This is a genomic window from Vibrio sp. ABG19 (genome assembly GCF_029962385.1).
Taxonomy (GTDB): Bacteria; Pseudomonadota; Gammaproteobacteria; order Enterobacterales; family Vibrionaceae; genus Vibrio; species Vibrio ostreae.
Genome location: NZ_CP071708.1, coordinates 2210163 through 2227131, shown reverse-complemented (window position 1 = coordinate 2227131; position 16969 = coordinate 2210163). Strand labels below are relative to the sequence as shown.

The window sequence follows — 16969 nt, the reverse complement described above, 5'->3', positions numbered from 1 at the left end:
GCAAATGCGTTTAAGCAGCTCCTCTACCGATGACTGCCAATGGGCCAGAAACTCCGTTTCTAACCAACCCAGTTGAAAGAACAGCCCGCGAACGGGATCTTCCAGTGTCCAGCGCGGCGAGCCATTATCTGCGGCTGGCGCGGCATGCAAACGCAGCTCTTGACGCAGTGGAGGTAAGCATTCAGGCAAGCTTGAGCTCATCATAAGCCGCCCCACCACATGCGTAAGTGTGACAAAGGACGACGCAATAGGTAATACATTAACGAGGTACGCTCACCATAGATTTTTGCCATCCCTTTTAGCCCCATGGTGGGCGAGTCTTGTTCTGCGTCCATTTGTGCTTTGAGTTCAAACGCGTACTGGCCATCGTCTTGTAGAGTCGAGCGATAAGCAACGTTGCTTAACTTAGCAGGAATGGCATCCGTTGGGCGGCTATTAAGAAAAAAGCGCACTTCATCGCCTTGGCTAAGCGCCATTCGATCTTCCACTGCGAGCTGAATTTTAATTACGGTATGGGTAGGATCGGCAATGTCCATCAAGGGTTCACCTAAGCGAATAGGACGTCCAACCCAGTCCCCTTGATCGTCAAAAAGAGCAATACCATCTTGCTGTGCCACTAAACGAGTTTGTGCAACTTTCTCTTGCAGATAAACCACTTGAGAATGAGCAAGAGCCTGTTTCCCTTCCAAAATGGCAAGGCTGGCTTTACGACTGGCATCGTAAAAAGATTGTTGCTGCGCTACCCGCAGTTCCGCACTGGCAATTGAGAGCTGTTGCTGAGCTTGGGCAAGTTGATCATCGAGGGTTTGTGAATCAAGCTCTAGCAGCAGATCGCCCTTTTTCACTGCGCTATTGGGTTTAACCCACAGCTTTTTGACCACACCATCTAATGGCATGCGCACCGTCATTGGCGTAGCAGACACCACTTCTGCCGGAGCCAATACCGATTGACGCACCGGCACAAACAGCGCCCCAACAGCCAATACCGCAACCAAGCACCAAAGCTTTTTGTGATTCACCATTTTGCTACGCAAAGAACGACCTTCAAACCACGCCCGCGTTCGACTTTGCTGGGCTAAGGCTTGCCAAACAAAACCGACTTGTTCGCTCCAAAATGTGAGCAACCTTTTTTCTCTCAAAGAGAGCGCAGTGGAACGAAACAGCCATACCGCCGCTACCAGCTCATGGTGTGAATTAAGTAACGGCACCCACACCGCCACTTGGGTAAAAGCCTCTCTGTTTAAGGAATCTGTATTTGAGGCCTCTGGGTTTAAGCCATCAGCCTCAGCACTGAGTGTATCAAGCTCGACTTTGTGGATCTGTTTGCCCTGCTCTTGGCGAGCAACCTGCTGACTTAATTTGGCAATCCATTGACTAAACGGCGCTTTCGGGTCGACGGTGGTGACAGCCGAAGCGCCGCACACGACTTGGCGTTTGGCGTCCCACAGCACGGCTTGCTCATAATCAAGCAAGATTTTGGTTTGATTCAACACCACAAAATGAAGCTGATTCAGTGACTCGGCCTCGCGCGCTTTTTGCTGCAGTTGTAGCAGTGTCAGCAGGGCTTGCTCAATCTCGTTACTCTGGTGGAAGGTGCTCGTGTGTTGCGAGTGGGTCGTGCTCATCACTTGTTCCTATTACAACTGCGGAGTGAGCGTCATCTGCGCGCTCCCGCTCATACCCGGCATCAGAACCAGCCCTTCATGGGCCTGAATTTCGCCAAACACTTTAAACGATTGGCTTAGCGCATCGATCACACTGCCTAATCGGGTCACTTTGGCGGGATAGGTTTGACCGGTTTCATCCAACTGGACGGTAAAGGCTTGACCAATTTGCAGCGCAGTTACCCAACGCGATGGCACAATCATTTCCACATCGTACGCGTCAGTACTGTAGATATTGAGCAACTTAGTGCCTTCACTGACAAATTCGCCCGGCTCGACCATGCGTTCAGATACCCGCCCGGCAAAGGGCGCGTGAATTGCGCAGCGTTTGACCATGATATCGGCTGCGCGCTGCTCTGCCTTGGCTTTAGCGAAATCGGCACTCGCCTGCCCGACTTCCAGAACACTATTGGATTCGAGGGTATTTAGCCGTTTTGCCACTTGGTATTTTTGCTCAGCCAGCTCGCTTTGCGCCAAGGTTTGTTGGTATTTGGCTTGATACAAATCGCACTCGATGCTGGCGATAACGTCTCCTTTAGCAAAGTGTTGACCCTCTTTAAACGGAACACGTTGCAAGCGCCCAGCAAGTTCACTGGACACCACCAGCTGCGCGGCTGGTTCGAGTTGAATGCGAATGCTGTCTGTTAACTGCTGGCTTGGCATATCACTGGCAGCAGCATGAAAGCCAATCCCAAGGCAAACGCCGCTAAGCAAAGCGGCGCTGCATCCTTTAGTCAGTAAACCCTTACTTGGCATTCGTTTCCTCCACTGGGCGGGTGTAATCATGGATAATCGCCGCTTTCAGTGAACCTAAGGAATCGTAAACCGAAACATACTCAGCAGGCTTGGTGCTGTTGCTCTCGTTAGCCACAGATTGAGCAGGTGAAGTTGACTCGTGAGTGGCCACTTCCCCTTGTTTGACCAGCGCAATCACCTGCTGTTGCTGAGCAGTTAACGTGCCCTTGGTCAGCAGCTGGTTTTGCTCCGCAATCGCTTGAGAGAGCGTGGCGACACTGGCATCGTGAATGGTTTTTGGCAGTGGATCTAACCCTGCTGCTTGGTAAATCGCGCCATACGCAGTGTAAGCCTGTGCCAGCTGTTGATCGCGATGACGAGTGATCAGCGCCGTTTCGGTGAGCATTTTGATCTGCTCTAAACGCGATTTCAGGTCACTTTGGAAAGCACTTTGGGTTTGCTGAGCGATACCTTGTTGCAAACGCAGTAGCTCGGCAGCTTGCGCATATTGCGTTTGCGCTTGGCTATATTGTTGCCACGCCAAGTGAACTTGAGTGAGCACCGCCATGCGCAGCGCCTGACGTCTTAGCTCTGCCACGTCTTCTTTGGCTTTGCCCGCCTGTTTAATCGATGAATAGGAGAAGACATTCATCAAGTTCCAACTCACACGTACTCCAGCATCAGCCCAATGTTGATTAACCAGATAACTGTTGCTGTCGTAGTGACCGCCAACAAACAGCGATGCGCCCGGTAAGAGGTGCGTCAGCTGTGAGCGTGTTTCTAGCACTGCATTACGCGCTTTGTAGATCTCTTCATTGATTTCTGGACGATTAACCATCGCCAAGGTTTCTAAATGATCCAGTTGATAACCCACCGCTGGCAGTTGCGTTTTTGCCGTGGCAATGGGTGCCAGCGTAAACGGAGTACCGGGGGCTAGATTCATTAGGCTAGCCAGTTCGGTTTTCGCCATCACCAACTCTGCCGATAGGTTTTGTAACTGGGCAATCATCTGCAGCAGACTTTTTTGATACTGCATCGCTTCAATTGGCGCGACCAAACGCTCTTGTTCCGTCAACTTCGCTTTGGCTAACGCTTGTTTGGCCTGCGCCAGTGCTTGGTTTACAGTCGGCTCTAGCTGCTGGGCGGTCGCTGCTGCCCAGTAGGCTTTACGCACTTTTTGCATGATGTCGGCAACCACAGCGCGTTTTTGCTCCGCAGCCGCCAACACATTGTTGCCTTGGGCTTTGGCGCCAAAGTAACCAATACCAAAATCAAGTACGTTCCAACTCAATGATAAATCACCATTGGACAGATTGCGGTCTTGGCTGGTGGACGCCTCAAGTGATTGGGTGCCGGTAGATACCGATTCGCTGGATGACGCAGCTTGGTTATCACGGGTACGCCAACCGGCACTGGCTGCCATCGAAGGCAATAGATCATAGCGCTTACTGTCGAGCAATTGATTTTCGTAAGCGTGTTTCATCAGTGCTAAACGCTCTTGTAAGTTGTACTTCACTGCACGCGCCATCGCCTCTTCTAGGGTAATGGCATGCACAATCGGCTCTTGTTGTGCAAACATAGCGAGCTTATCTTGCGCCAACAGTGCACTTTTTTCCTGATCGGTCACGGCTTCAGGTGTTAACGAACAGCCAGATAAAACCACTAGGCTGGCCACAGAAAGACTTAATGCGCTCTTTTTAAAATAACGAGTTGTGTTTTTCACTACGGGTTACCACTGCTGATGAAGCCACTTTCCTTTTTGCTTGTTTAGAACGGGAAAGCTGGCCTCGATTAAAGGTGAATAAGAGTGCGCGGAGCGCGCTCTTATTACGGATTCAATTAGGCAAATCGTTAGCTCAGTTCTGCCAATAGACGTTGATTCTCCACGACCATCGCTTGCTGACTTACCTGTTGGGTTTGCTGCCCTAACGTCATGTGTTCAGAAACGGTGTGTTGCAACATGATGTGCTGCACACTTGCCTGAACTGATTGGCTATCAACCGGCACGCTTTGAATCTGTAAGGTCAGCTCTTTAACCTGACCATTGGCATCTTGCACAGTCACGGTGATGGTTGGGTTCGACAGTCGATTGGCAGCCTCACTGTCCACCGTAAGCACACCCGTCTGTGAGTTAAAACGGATACCATCAGGGAGTGGCTGACCGTGTTCGCCAGTGACATTCACCACTTTTAGCCCTGACAAAGCAGGCAGTTCGAACAGATCGCGTTGCACGCTAGAAGCTTCGTCTTCACTTGCAGATAACTCACTGTTTTCAGATCCATCATTTTGCTGCAGCTCTTGCCACCAAAGCTCCGTTGTTGAAACAGTACTGGCTGAAACCGTATTTAACGCTCCATTAAACAGCCCAGAAGCATCGGCAGTGTTGACTAGTGTCGTATCACCACTTGAGATCAACGATTGAGCTTGTGGCGCGCTATTCACACTATTCATACCCGCGCCCATGATTGGCTCTGGAGCAAACGGCTCTTGCGCCGAAAAATCATGAATATGAGTAAATCGCTCATCTCTGGCAGAATTGTTGCCATCGGGTTGTTCAGGTGAATTAGGATCGGTTGGTGTGCTCGGATCCGTAGGTGTTGACGGTTCACTTGCTGTGCTCACCGCCAAAACAAAGCTAAAGGTCGTGCTCATGCCGCCACTGTTAGTCACGGTGACTGTTATTGAATAATTACCAACTTGCGTTGGCGTACCGCTTAACGTGTGGGTAGTGGCATCAAAGCTTACGCCATCTGGCAAGCCTGCTATCTGCCACGTAAGCGCCAAATCTTGAGGGTCCGTGACGCTATCTTGGGCGAATTGATATTGGAACGCTTGGTCTTGCTCTGAACTTACCGAAGCTTGATCAAAATTCACCAGTGGCGGTTCAATAGCATCCACCACCGCCATCGTCCAACTGTTGCTGTTTTCAGCTCCTTCATTATCGGCCGTGGTTAATGTAAAGGAGAGCTGCTCACCACTGTTGCTATCAGCGCTAACCGTATACTGCACCGCGTGCAACAGAGTATTAATCTGGCTATGACTCACATTACCAGTAATGGTGAGAACCCACTGCCCATTAGTAAAGGCATAGGTGGCGACGGTTTCACCATTGAAAGTGATGTTGCCATCACTGGCAGAAAAACCTGAACTGCTGTCGAGAGAGAGGTTATCTGCCGACAAGTTGGCATCGCTGCTGGTGAGAGTAAAAGTAAATCCCGCGTATGAATCGCTCAACGCACTATCAGGATCGGTCACCTCAATCGTCGGCATGAGAACCCCACTACTGCCAATCGCTAGGCTAGGTTCATAAACCGTATGGTTAAAATAGGTAAACTCATTGCCACCTAGCAACAGATGTCCATCGCTGGTGACCTGTAAATCGGCATCGGTTGACGAGATAGCCACGCTATCGATCAATGTTAAGTTTGAGCCAGAAATCTGGTAACGCTGTAAATTGCCCTCACTGGTGGTGACATAGAGCACAGAGCCATCTGGCGAGAGTGCACTATCGACAACATTACTCAGCTCTGCTGAGCCAACGGTGGTAAAGGTATTACTCTCACTATCAAAGTGATACAGGCTGATGCCACTATTGGTTATTGCATAGATACTTTGCCCATCTTCCGCCACCACCAAATCTTTAATGTCCGTGCTTATCGACATAGTGGCACCGTTAGCATCGGTGTTGCCATTACGAATGTAACCCACCCAGTTCACACCCGAGTCTTCGATCTTATAAGCGATTAAGGTCGCCGATGAGTACTCAGTGGTGACGAACAGATAGTCACCGGAGACAGCAATGGCCGTCACTTGATAAATGTAAGGCTCAGACCAGGCACCACTGTAGGTTTGGACATTTGTTAATTCTCCCGTGGTGCTGTCAACCTGATAAGAGTAAAGACTGTCATCCGACGTAAAGAACAGATAACGACCATCGTCTGATAAAGTAAAGTTACTCATCGCATCGTAAACAGAAAAATCCGTTGAGGTCATAGAGACCACTTGCTGCTGCGTTAACTCGCCTGCGCTATCGACGGTATAGACGGTCACTTCGCTGTAGATAGTGCTGTATTGATTCAATTTAGAAGTAATGGCAAACAGTTGACTCCCGTCGGCATTCGTCACCAAGGTTTGTGCTGTACTCTCACCAGCCAAAGTGTACAGATGGCTAAGGGCACCGGTGGTGCTGTCCAGCGCGTAAACCGCGATATGTCCTTCATTATCAGAAACAAACAAGCGATTACCTGATTCAGATACCACGGTGTCGGCGATATCCGTAAGGTCAGTCAGTTGGTCAGAAGAGGTTATCGAATCAAGCAAACCATGATCGAACAAAGCCCCCAGCGAGGTGATCGGCGCATCATTGACTTGCGTAAACGCTATCGACTTGGTGTACACCTGCGATGCTTCCCCAAATGAATCAGTCACGGTTAACGACACCAGTGTACTATCGGCAAGCGCATCGGCATTGTTGGTGTAATGAATCAGCGATAATACTTGATTGACATCCGCGGTGGTCGGAATGGTTTTATACGCTTCGGTGAAGGTAATCGTAATCCCCGTATCGGTATTTGCGACCGTGGCTATCACTACACCATCTTTAAGAATCTGCTGCGATTTGTAGGTGTACGTATCATCGCCCTCGATTGTGATTTCGCCATCGGTATCACCACTCTCTTTGCTAATGGTGATAAGAGCACCGGCGTAGTTACCTTGCCCATCATTGCGCGCATCCATTTCCGCATCGGAGACGGAAACACCATCGAACAGAGTGTGTGCGCCGCTGTTTTCCGTGTAGGCAAGCGTGCCGCTATCACCGGTGATCTCCGGTAGCTCGTTTGCTGCAGATTGGGCAGTGATATTGACCGTAGCATCCACTGATGTCGTGCTCGCTGATGCATCACTTTCCATCACTTGCAGAGCAAAACTCACCTCACCTTCACTATTTGGTGTCGTGGAGCGATAACTGATGCTATTGATCACATCGGCTGATGACTGAGCGTCTTTATTGAGGAAGATCACCACGGTTTTCACCCCGTCACCACTGTTCATCACCTGATAGCTCAAGCCATTTTCAGTAGTACGAAAACCACTAAAGGTCGCCAAAGTAATAACGTTGCCATCGACTTTGATCGTATCCGTATCACTGGAGCCTTCAACCGTTATGCTCGCTTTCCAAATCGATTGCCCCTCTTCAACGGTATCAATGGTCACATCAGAAAACAGAGGCACATACTCACTACCCGATGTGTAGTCCAACGTGGTATTGGTTCCTTGCAGAACGGGAGCGTCGTTCACATCATTGATATTTAGGGTCACGTTGAGCGTGCTTTGTGCACCATCACCATCTGCCACGGTTACATTCATGGTGACATTGGCACCTGCCGCATCTGGGTCATCACTGGTATTGGTGTAGGCAATTTGTCTTAACACCATCTGCGCCGTGGCTTGAGAAACCGAAGCGGTGAAAGTGACTGAAGCCCCCGCTTCACTGGCGCTCCATGTACCAATGACGACACCATCCAACAGCAAGTTATTGCCATCAACTGTCAGTCCATTGCCCGCCAGTAAAGAGTAACTGTCATTGCTATTTTCTACCGCTTCAGCGCGGCTGATGCTGATCGTTGCGCCGTTATAATCCCCGAGTTGATCCAACTCTGAATCACTGACTAAACCATTAGGCAAAATGGCAACAGGATCGCTACCTTCGATGTAGGTGGTTGCTGCGGTTTGATATTGAAAAACACTAAACGCATTGGCCGTTATGGTGAGGATTTCCCCATTGGCATAGGCAACCCCGGTAACTCCCCCATTCAGTCGACCAGAACTGGAATCCATGGTGGTGCTGGAAGCCAATGTACCATCACTATTCAGGTGATAAGCTGTCACGGATGTGCCGAAGGTAAAGAGGGTTGAGCCATCTTGACTGAGAACTAATTGGCTCACATCACTTGCGACGGTCTCGGTCGCTTTTAGTGAATAACTGTGCTCAGAGGTGGATGATGTATCCTGAGTAATGATTAAGACTTCACGCTCATCACCGTTATAACGCAATAAATAGATGACGCTGGCATCGTCAGTTACCACCACCGACTGGATGTAGTTACTTTCTGCCCCTGTCACACTACCCACATAAGTCAGAGCACCGTTGGTAACAGAAAAAATACTCAAGACTTCACTGTCGCCATTACTGCTGCTGGCAAAGAGCAGCGAGCCATCCGCTGAAAAGGTCATGGAGGTATTATCGCTAATGCCTGCTACTCCATTTTCACCGTTAGTTTCAGTATCAAGCACCGTAAACGTCACACCACTATCCGCCGATTGCAGCGCATAGATTGAGCCGCCCACCGATGCATAGAGATAACCGTTATTCTCTTGGAGATCATCAATGGTTTGGCCGTTTAACGTTGCACTTAGATCCGTTTGACCAGAATAACTTAGCTCTCCACTTGCGCTGTCGCGGGTAAAAGTCAATAAGGTTTGATTGGATTCACTGTAAACATACACATGGGATTGGTCGCTCGAGATCTGCAGTAATGACACTCCACTCAACCCATCCGTTAACGAGGCTGCCAAATCACTGTTATGCAGAGTTTGTACTACCGCTATCGAGCCATCATCGGCAATGGAAAATACCGTGACCACCGAATTGGTATAGGAGATAGAATAGGCGTAATTGCCATCTGCTGACATCACCACACTATCGACGTTAGAGGTAAGATGTCCGTAAAATGTATCATCATACGTTTGCTCTTGTGAGTAACTGACCGCGACAATATTGTCTTGGTTGGTACTCACTTCTGGTGCACTATTGTCGCTGCTTTCATCACTGTTAGTGGTGTTCGTGCTCTCAGAAGCTTGCGTAGTGACGCTATTATCAGCGTGGGTAGTCTCAGTCGTATCAGTGTTCGTTATTTCGGCTGTAACAGCATTGTCAGCAACCTCAGCCACCGTGACAGCGACGTCACCATCAAACACAATTCGCGGCTCTAACATAAATGCGTGCAGCGATGACTCTGTTGGGAAACCTTTCATATCTCTTCCTAATGACGATCAGTTAATCATGCGAACGTAATAGTTACGGCGGATGTCTTTGGCGATATTTTCTAACGCAGTTTGAATTTGCGATTCGCCATCTTTAAAATTGGATGCATCGGCAAAATACATATTGCCCTCACCTTCAGTGCAAATACGCATCCCGGGACCTGCGACTTTATCGAACAACACTCGGCCAAATTCCTCTGGGTCACCGGGACGAACACCAATAAAATAGAGGTGGATATTTTTGGAGCGAATGCTGCGGCATAGGTCGACAAACCGTTGACGCGCAAAATCGGGGGAAGTGCCGGAGACATTTGCACCGCGATAGAAGTTGTAGCTATCGGTATCAAACCAATCGCCGGTGGTGTTAGCTAACATGATGATGGCTTTGTAATTGGTATTGTCTGAGCCAAAGTCCAACGGCAATTCGTTATCGCCCCAACCATTACTACCACGCATTTGCGGTGATAAAGCGGCAGCAGCCCAGCCCATTGCAATCGCATAGTTGAAGTTAAAACGCGATGTCATTTGATTAAGACGCGCTTCAATTTTGTCTTCCTCGTTAGTCAGAGGTAAAAGAGGCGTATTAGGACAACCTTTGTCGGCCACGATCCAGCGCGTATCTATTGCGCCCGTGTCGGGAAATTCTGGGTTTGGCCCCTGCCAAGAGATGGGTGTTGCACCTGGGCTACCGTTTTCTGGTAGATCATGACGGTAATACACGCCAAACTCGCTCACGGGGGATTGATCCCAAAAGAAGTTCTCGCCTTGACCTAGGCCGCGGAAAAGGCAGAGTAGATGAGCAGCTCGGTCGGGAAAACGCTCATCTGCCAGACTGTTGACTTTGCCGGTACGAAACAGACTGCGGAGTTCACTAGGATTAAGCGCGCCGCCAGCAGCCCAGCGAGTCAAACGACCAGGGTCGGATTCATCATAGACGTTAACGGATTGACTAAATGGCACCAAAGCGATCCAACGCTTGAGATCGTCAAGATTCTCGTCACCGCCGGTGTTAAGGAAATCTTTAGCAAACTGTTTGCCCAAACGCTTGAGTGCGGCAATATCACCATCACTTTCTGAGTTGGTATTGGGAAACATCATTGCCACTTCGGTCGGACGAGACATTACTTCCACCGTAGAGAAGATGGTTTTGTCCTCAACTTTCGTACCAAGCTCTGGGGCTTCAAATGAGGTAGTGACACTCACTTTGTAAGTGACCGCCCCGTCACTGGTTTCGCCTTTCTGCACTCGCACGGTACTTAGCTCAACTTGCTCGGCAAGACCAGAATCCAAACCCAAGTTTTGCTCAATGTAGTTTCTTGCCAGCGTAGTGAGGTCGCTATTTTTGCCCGTATTGCTGCTCGCTAATTCGGTATAACCCACCGCCATCGCGGCGGCATCAGTGGCACGCTTGAGCTGTGAAGCACTGTCGATCATCCGTGACGTATCAAAGCTATAAACGCTTACCAGTAACGCGCCAATAAATACCAACACTGGAAATGGCATCGCAGAGCCAGACTCGCACTGGATAAACTCAGCTAACTTAGTTTGAAGTTGGTTGACCGTCACTCGGCCTTTCATACGCTCGCGTACAAACGAAGCAATAGACATCAATGCAGCACACTTTTATGGTGAATAATTGATGAAGATGATAAGCATTCTCAACAAAAAGCGTAGTCCACAATCATTAATATTCGTTAATAATTGTTTTAACGCATTGGCTTATCTAAGGATTTAGGCATAACGAGAAAAAAGGGAACCATGTTCCCTTTTGATAGCAGTTTCAGTTTTAATGCTGGCAATATCCGTTAGGCGTTTTGTAACGCGTCAAATTCAGGGATGGAGGTCATAGGTTGGTGGCCCTCATCAAGATGCACCACATCGACAAGATCCGCGTTAGAGACTTGATACGCTTGACCAAAACCTTTGACATACAAACCATGTTCGGTCGTGAATTGATACAGTTTAAAGTCTTTCATCTGACTCACTTTACCGATGATGTCGCCAAAGCGAGCATCAAGTTGAGTCAATACACGTTGCCACAGCGGTGTATCACGTTCTACTTGGTTAGCATGAGCTGCAAAAGTGAGGCGTTTACGCGCATAAAGCTGCTTAGAGTGGCTTTCGTCTGCAATCATCATCATCGACAATTTTGGATTCTGTTTCAGGTTACGCGCATGTTGGGCGATTTCGGAAATCAGCACAAAGTAACCCAGTTCGTTGTAAACAAACGGAGCATAACTCACGGTCGGTTCACCACTTTCATCAACCGTTGCCAACTGTAACGTGCGACATTGTTGACGAAATTCCACGATCTCCGGCTCTAAGCGAGTTTGGAGGCGCTGCTGTTTTTCATTGGTATCCATAAATGTGCCCTTAATTATTCAAATCATGTTTTAATGCAACAAAGGCACTGACCTGCTCTGGCAGCAGTTTGCCTTGCTTGTCACGCCCCAAATACACTTTAAATACGCACTCACCCGCCTGATTAAAAAAGCCAAGGTAGTGACTGTCTCGCCCCATAAAGGGTTTACTAACCAAAGCGATACTGTCGATGAGATCCAACTTGAGATGACCATGCAACTGACCCGGCTCACCAAGCAAATTGAAATAACCACGGGCATTTTTACCCGCAGGTAACGGCGCTTTAATCTCAAAAATGGAACCGCCGGAGTGCACGATAACCGTCACTGTTGTGCGCCAGTCGGCAATGGTTTGCAGCAGTGGCTGCGCCAAAGCACCGGGTAATACCGTCACCTGCTCGGGTGGATAACAACGAATAATTGCCAGTTCATTGGTATTAAGTGACTGGGCAATCTCGTGGGGTAATTGATGCGGTTGTTGTTCAAGTATGGCGTTAACTTGAACGGCCAAATCGTCCATAAAAGTACCTTAAAGGGCTGTAAAAACGGCCTGCATAAACGACACCTAATGCCGCTGCAGTGGATGATGGGAGCATAATGAATACGAGAAGCGTTCTCAATAAAACACCCAGAGAGGACCATTAATATTTGTTAATGTGCGGCCATCGACGTGTCACATAAGGTCAGAGGTTGGTTTTCAACGTCTTTACCTTCGAGCTTCCAGTAAACCAGAATAGCACTTTGATAAATGTTGTAGCCTTGCTCATCATTGAGCTGCTCGTGAGTGGAACGTGTCGCGTAGAAGGCCCACTTGCCATTTCCAAGCAGCTTGTACTCTTGAACTAAGCGCCCATTGTAGAAATGGTGGTAGTATCCTTCTGTTGGTAGCCCCAAACGCTCACCAAGCTGCGCTGAAGGTACAACTAGGATAAAGGCTTCTCGCACTACACCAGAGCCTAAAGGCTTCACCTGCACATTGTCGGAGACACTAATTCCCAGAGCATTGGAAGCCACTAACCAGCGGGAGTTGCAGCATTTATTACCATGGATTCAGTCTACCAATTGCAGACATTGTGATTTCCACCCACGACACCCAGCTCATTGATAACGACTTAATCATTAACCAACGTATCCCGAACAAAAAATAGGGCATAGCTTGCGAGGTGTTCCCCTCCCAAACTATGCATTCTTGTATTGGTCAGCTTCCGCCGCTTCAACCGCCAACAGGTTAGCCCTTTCAGTCCCTTCAATACCCGAATGCAATTTGACCTTAAGACGCTGCTGCAGGGCGGACCGATTACTTAGACTTCATCCTGATTAAGCGCAGCTGTTCGACTGAGTGACTCGAATGATCGTCACAATCAACAAACTCCGCACAGATAGTGATCATCATCGGGCCATTTGCTTGCTCCGCAGACATTAAAATATTGCCGCTTTTCAGCTCGAGATTAGGTAGATTCCGCGAAGACTTCATGACCAGTTCTGGCCCATCCAGGCTTAACGCCGGATTACTATGATAATCACCACTGACGAGATCAATAATTACCGAAACATCGGCTAAAGGGGCGAGCTTGTGTTTATCGACTTTTGCCAACTGGTTAAAACTTCGTTTCACCCACTGTTCCAGTCGTCTGTCCAAATTCACATTCTGGGATTCATTGATATTTAAGCTGATTGTGTGCGCAGAATAACTGGTCATCTCAGTGCTATACAGCAGGTTACCAGGCAGCAAACCCAGGGCCATCGGATTGAAACGCTGCAGATAGGCCTTACGAGCCAGAGCATAAAGTAGCCACGCAATAAAACCACCGAACAGGGCACCCAAAAATAAAGAGAACGTTAAGCCGGCACCCTCACTCAAGGTTAAATGAGCGCGATAACCAATTACTCCGGCCACATCTTTAGGGCTGAGGGTAAAGTAATAAATCCCGTATTCAATTAAGTAATATCCGAGCACAAAGAAAAGCGCTCTAATCATAAATTTGTAGATTTTAGCCACAAAAGAATAAGTACACTTCTCGATATGTTTCATACTCATTGGATAGCCATCACCATAAAGTACAAATCGAGTAAAAGCCCAATAAAAACCCAGAATTGAACTGGCTAATATCCCTTGGACAAACAGCACAAACCACTCTGCCATAATGTTTCCTTATACGTAGTAAAATCAAATAAAATAACGACGCTGGATCGCATGACTTTTTGTTTATCCATTGATAAAAACGACCAAAGATAAAACCGTCCCATAGCCATTCTTTCGTCAATATCTGTCTCAGTCACCGCCGTTCGTATTCAAGAATCAGACCGCTTCATATGTAAAATAGAATGAGTGATTAATCAGAGTCGTCATTTCGGTAAATAGCCTTAAAACTCACCTTAGTGATGTTTTATTCCGCTCTGCAGCCGATTGTTGTGTAAATCCCATTCAAAACAGGAAATACCATTGCTTGCTGTAGCTTCACCCATCGAGAGAAAACTTGCCCGCCAACACAAAAAATTGCCCACTCCAGGCAACTTTTTACCTCACCAGAATAAAAAATCGCCAAATTCATGCAAATAAATCGCTTTGATTATGGCATAACATTTGAATAGTTAAGCGCATAATTTACAAGGTAAGTTATTGGCAAATTTCATGTTTAATTTGGTCGCCACTGAGCAGTTATTCATATTAGCCTGGCCGTTAATAACTTTATTGAGTTCATTCGGTTAAATTTCACTCAACTCTATGGAAATCACTTCAATGCAATACATCGATCTCGCGGCACTTGGGAACTTCAGTGCTTACATCGGTACCTCTATCGTCGCGTTACTTATCTTCAAATATCTGGTCGTGTTAATTACCCCATACAATGAATGGAAGTTGATCAAAGAACAGAAAAATACAGCTGCAGCAATTGCACTAGGTGGTTCCGTTATTGGTTACGCGATTGCAATTAATGGTGTACTTAGAAATGCGGTTAACTTCTATGACTTTATTACCTGGGCTGTAGTGGCACTTATTACGCAGATCATCATGATCACCATTGTACGCTTTGTATTTATGCCTAAGTTTGTTGCACGCATTGAAAATGATGAAACCGGCGCAGCGGTCATTGCGGCAGCAATGTATATCGCGGTGGGCTTACTGAATGCTGGTTGTATGACTTACTAAGGATAACATCATGAAAACCAAAGGTAACGTCAATATACCCCGCCATTTAATAGGTAAAAGAAAACCGATTGTGATGTTCCTGGGAGTGGGTACGGCATTGACTCTAAGTGGCTGTGACACGACTGACTACCCATACTATGCATTTACTTCGACAGAGAGCTGTAATACCGTCCTGCCCGGCCAGTGCGAAGCGGCCTATCGAAGAGCAGAACAAGAAGCCCGACGCACAGCGTTAAAATATATGCTGGAAAGTGAGTGTCGTCGTGACTTCGGCGACAACGTCTGTTTTCACGCAACGGGGGCATGGCAGCCACATATCGCAGGCTTCATCACCAACAAAAGCCCTACAAACGATTTCACGCAACCGTTTTTCACATCTCGCAATCCGGATTCTCCATTTTTTGGCAAGGCATTTACCGCCGATGGTCTGGTATTTGATGATTTGAAAAACGTAGACGGGAAAAATCTCTATTTAGAGGGGGCCTTAAAGCAAAGTCTGCCCAACTCTCATGTCGATCGCTCCTCCGCTGGTAACCAGGCCGCAACTGCTCTGGCCGCAGCAGCCGGGGGCTATATGGCGTCCCAGGCACTCAATAAGAACGGCACTCAGGCCAACTACCGCCAATGCGCCGATTCAGGACGTGATGACTGCTATACCACGACATCAGGTACTGCGTATGTAGCAACAACCCCCGGCAACAAAACGTACCGCTCCCCGAGCCAACTGGAAAAAACGTCAAAGAAGACGACTTATAAACATATGCAGACGGTCAGGACCCGCAGCAGCGGGGGTTTCGGAAGCTCTGGTCGCTCATTTGGCGGATTCGGAGGTTAATCTTTCATTATGCTGCAACGTGATATTGAACCCAGGCAAAACTGGCAGGAAAGATTATGCGAATTAGGGTTTGATTTTTATGAGGTGTCCAGCCAACACCCTTACTGGACCGATCATCAATACTTTCAGCTTAACCGCACACAAATCGAACAGATCGATTCGGTCACAGAAGAATTGCATCAGTTAACAATCAAGGCCATTGAGTACGTTTTTGAGCATGATTTATTGCATCTTTTTGGACTGCCTGAAAAACATCATGCCCTATTACGTCATTCGTGGGAGACGGATAAAACCTATCTATACGGGCGCTTTGATTTTGCCTGGAATGGCAAGGATGCGCCTAAGCTGCTGGAATATAATGCTCAGACACCGACTTCGTTATTCGAAGCGTCTGTTGCCGCCTGGGATTGGCTGAAACAGAATGTTGATGCGGGTCGCCTGCCTTCGCAAGCTGACCAGTTCAATATTCTTGATGAGCAGCTGATTGTTCAATTCAGCTTACTCAAGACAACGAAAAATCCGCAATCCCCTGTCCTTCATTTCGCCTGTGATGAAACCTCATCGGAAGACGTGCGCACTGTCACTTATATGGCCGCTTGTGCTGAAGAAGCCGGCTGGGAAGCGGTGATCGTCGATATCAACGCCATCCAACTCACCGATGACGAAAGATTCGCAGACCACAATTCCAAGCTGATTAATAACTTATTCTCACTGTATCCGTACGAATTCGCACTGTTGGATGAATACAGCGATTACCTGGCTTGCAGCCATTGCACCTTCATCGAGCCGCTGTGGAAAGTGCTTTTGTCATCCAAAGCTCTGCTGCCCATTTTGTGGCAGCTCCACCCCGGACACCGCAATTTGCTCGAATGCTACTTCGCCGACGATCCTCGTGCAGAGAGTCTGAAAAACAAAGTGATTAAACCCATTTTCAGCCGCGAAGGCGCCAATATCGGCATTTACTGTCAAGGTGAACAAGTTGCAGGCACCTCCGGTAATTACGGCCGCGAAGGTTTTATCTGCCAGCAATATGCGCCTTTAGCCCGCTTCGATGGCAGCCATTGTGTTGTCGGCAGTTGGGTGATTGGTCAGGTCGGTGCGGGTATCTCATTTCGCTTGTCGGACAACCTTATCACCAATGACGTTGCACGCTTCGTCCCTCATCTGATTTTAAACTAAG

The 16969-nt window shown here is 48.1% G+C and carries 11 protein-coding genes and 1 pseudogene; 3 read left to right on the top strand and 9 right to left on the bottom strand.

Annotated elements, in window-relative coordinates:
- Positions 1 to 200: 200 nt before the first annotated feature.
- From J0X00_RS16510 to J0X00_RS16470, 9 genes and pseudogenes are all read right to left on the bottom strand, one after another.
- On the bottom strand, positions 201 to 1625 hold the full coding sequence (locus tag J0X00_RS16510) for an HlyD family secretion protein (RefSeq protein WP_282477231.1): 1425 nt from the start codon (positions 1623 to 1625) through the stop codon (positions 201 to 203).
- 12 nt (positions 1626 to 1637) lie between these two features.
- Positions 1638 to 2420 (bottom strand): efflux RND transporter periplasmic adaptor subunit, encoded by a 783-nt coding sequence (locus tag J0X00_RS16505; RefSeq protein ID WP_282477230.1) that lies wholly within the window; start codon positions 2418 to 2420, stop codon positions 1638 to 1640.
- The gene (locus J0X00_RS16500) at positions 2410 to 4122 is read right to left on the bottom strand and encodes a TolC family protein (RefSeq protein WP_282477229.1); all 1713 of its coding nucleotides are present in this window, start codon (positions 4120 to 4122) and stop codon (positions 2410 to 2412) included. The genes J0X00_RS16505 and J0X00_RS16500 overlap by 11 nt, the downstream gene beginning before the upstream one ends.
- A gap of 128 nt (positions 4123 to 4250) precedes the next feature.
- Positions 4251 to 9434, bottom strand: coding sequence for a putative Ig domain-containing protein (locus tag J0X00_RS16495; protein WP_282477228.1), 5184 nt, complete (start codon positions 9432 to 9434; stop codon positions 4251 to 4253).
- An 18-nt stretch (positions 9435 to 9452) separates the two neighbouring features.
- Entirely contained in the window at positions 9453 to 11051 is a 1599-nt protein-coding gene (locus tag J0X00_RS16490) for a Tad domain-containing protein (RefSeq protein ID WP_282477227.1), read from the bottom strand.
- Between the two features lie 197 nt (positions 11052 to 11248).
- Positions 11249 to 11806 carry a heme utilization protein HutZ gene (hutZ, locus tag J0X00_RS16485; RefSeq protein ID WP_282477226.1) on the bottom strand — a complete coding sequence of 186 codons (558 nt, stop codon included), beginning with the start codon at positions 11804 to 11806 and terminating at the stop codon, positions 11249 to 11251.
- A 10-nt stretch (positions 11807 to 11816) separates the two neighbouring features.
- Positions 11817 to 12323, bottom strand: a complete 507-nt coding sequence (gene hutX / locus J0X00_RS16480; RefSeq protein ID WP_282477225.1) for a heme utilization cystosolic carrier protein HutX — start codon at positions 12321 to 12323, stop codon at positions 11817 to 11819.
- A gap of 170 nt (positions 12324 to 12493) precedes the next feature.
- Positions 12494 to 12817: pseudogene (locus J0X00_RS16475) on the bottom strand (hypothetical protein); the annotation flags it as partial.
- A 283-nt stretch (positions 12818 to 13100) separates the two neighbouring features.
- Positions 13101 to 13946, bottom strand: a complete 846-nt coding sequence (locus J0X00_RS16470) for a hypothetical protein (protein WP_282477224.1) — start codon at positions 13944 to 13946, stop codon at positions 13101 to 13103.
- Positions 13947 to 14543: 597 nt separating this feature from the next.
- Here J0X00_RS16470 and J0X00_RS16465 point away from each other — a divergent pair.
- Genes J0X00_RS16465 through J0X00_RS16455 form a run of 3 tightly spaced genes read left to right on the top strand, consistent with a single transcriptional unit; the run spans position 14544 to position 16968 of the window.
- The gene (locus J0X00_RS16465) at positions 14544 to 14954 is read left to right on the top strand and encodes a DUF350 domain-containing protein (protein ID WP_240798153.1); all 411 of its coding nucleotides are present in this window, start codon (positions 14544 to 14546) and stop codon (positions 14952 to 14954) included.
- 10 nt (positions 14955 to 14964) lie between these two features.
- On the top strand, positions 14965 to 15789 hold the full coding sequence (locus J0X00_RS16460; RefSeq protein WP_282477223.1) for a DUF1190 domain-containing protein: 825 nt from the start codon (positions 14965 to 14967) through the stop codon (positions 15787 to 15789).
- A gap of 9 nt (positions 15790 to 15798) precedes the next feature.
- Positions 15799 to 16968 carry a glutathionylspermidine synthase family protein gene (locus J0X00_RS16455; protein ID WP_218562149.1) on the top strand — a complete coding sequence of 390 codons (1170 nt, stop codon included), beginning with the start codon at positions 15799 to 15801 and terminating at the stop codon, positions 16966 to 16968.
- Position 16969: the final 1 nt, after the last annotated feature.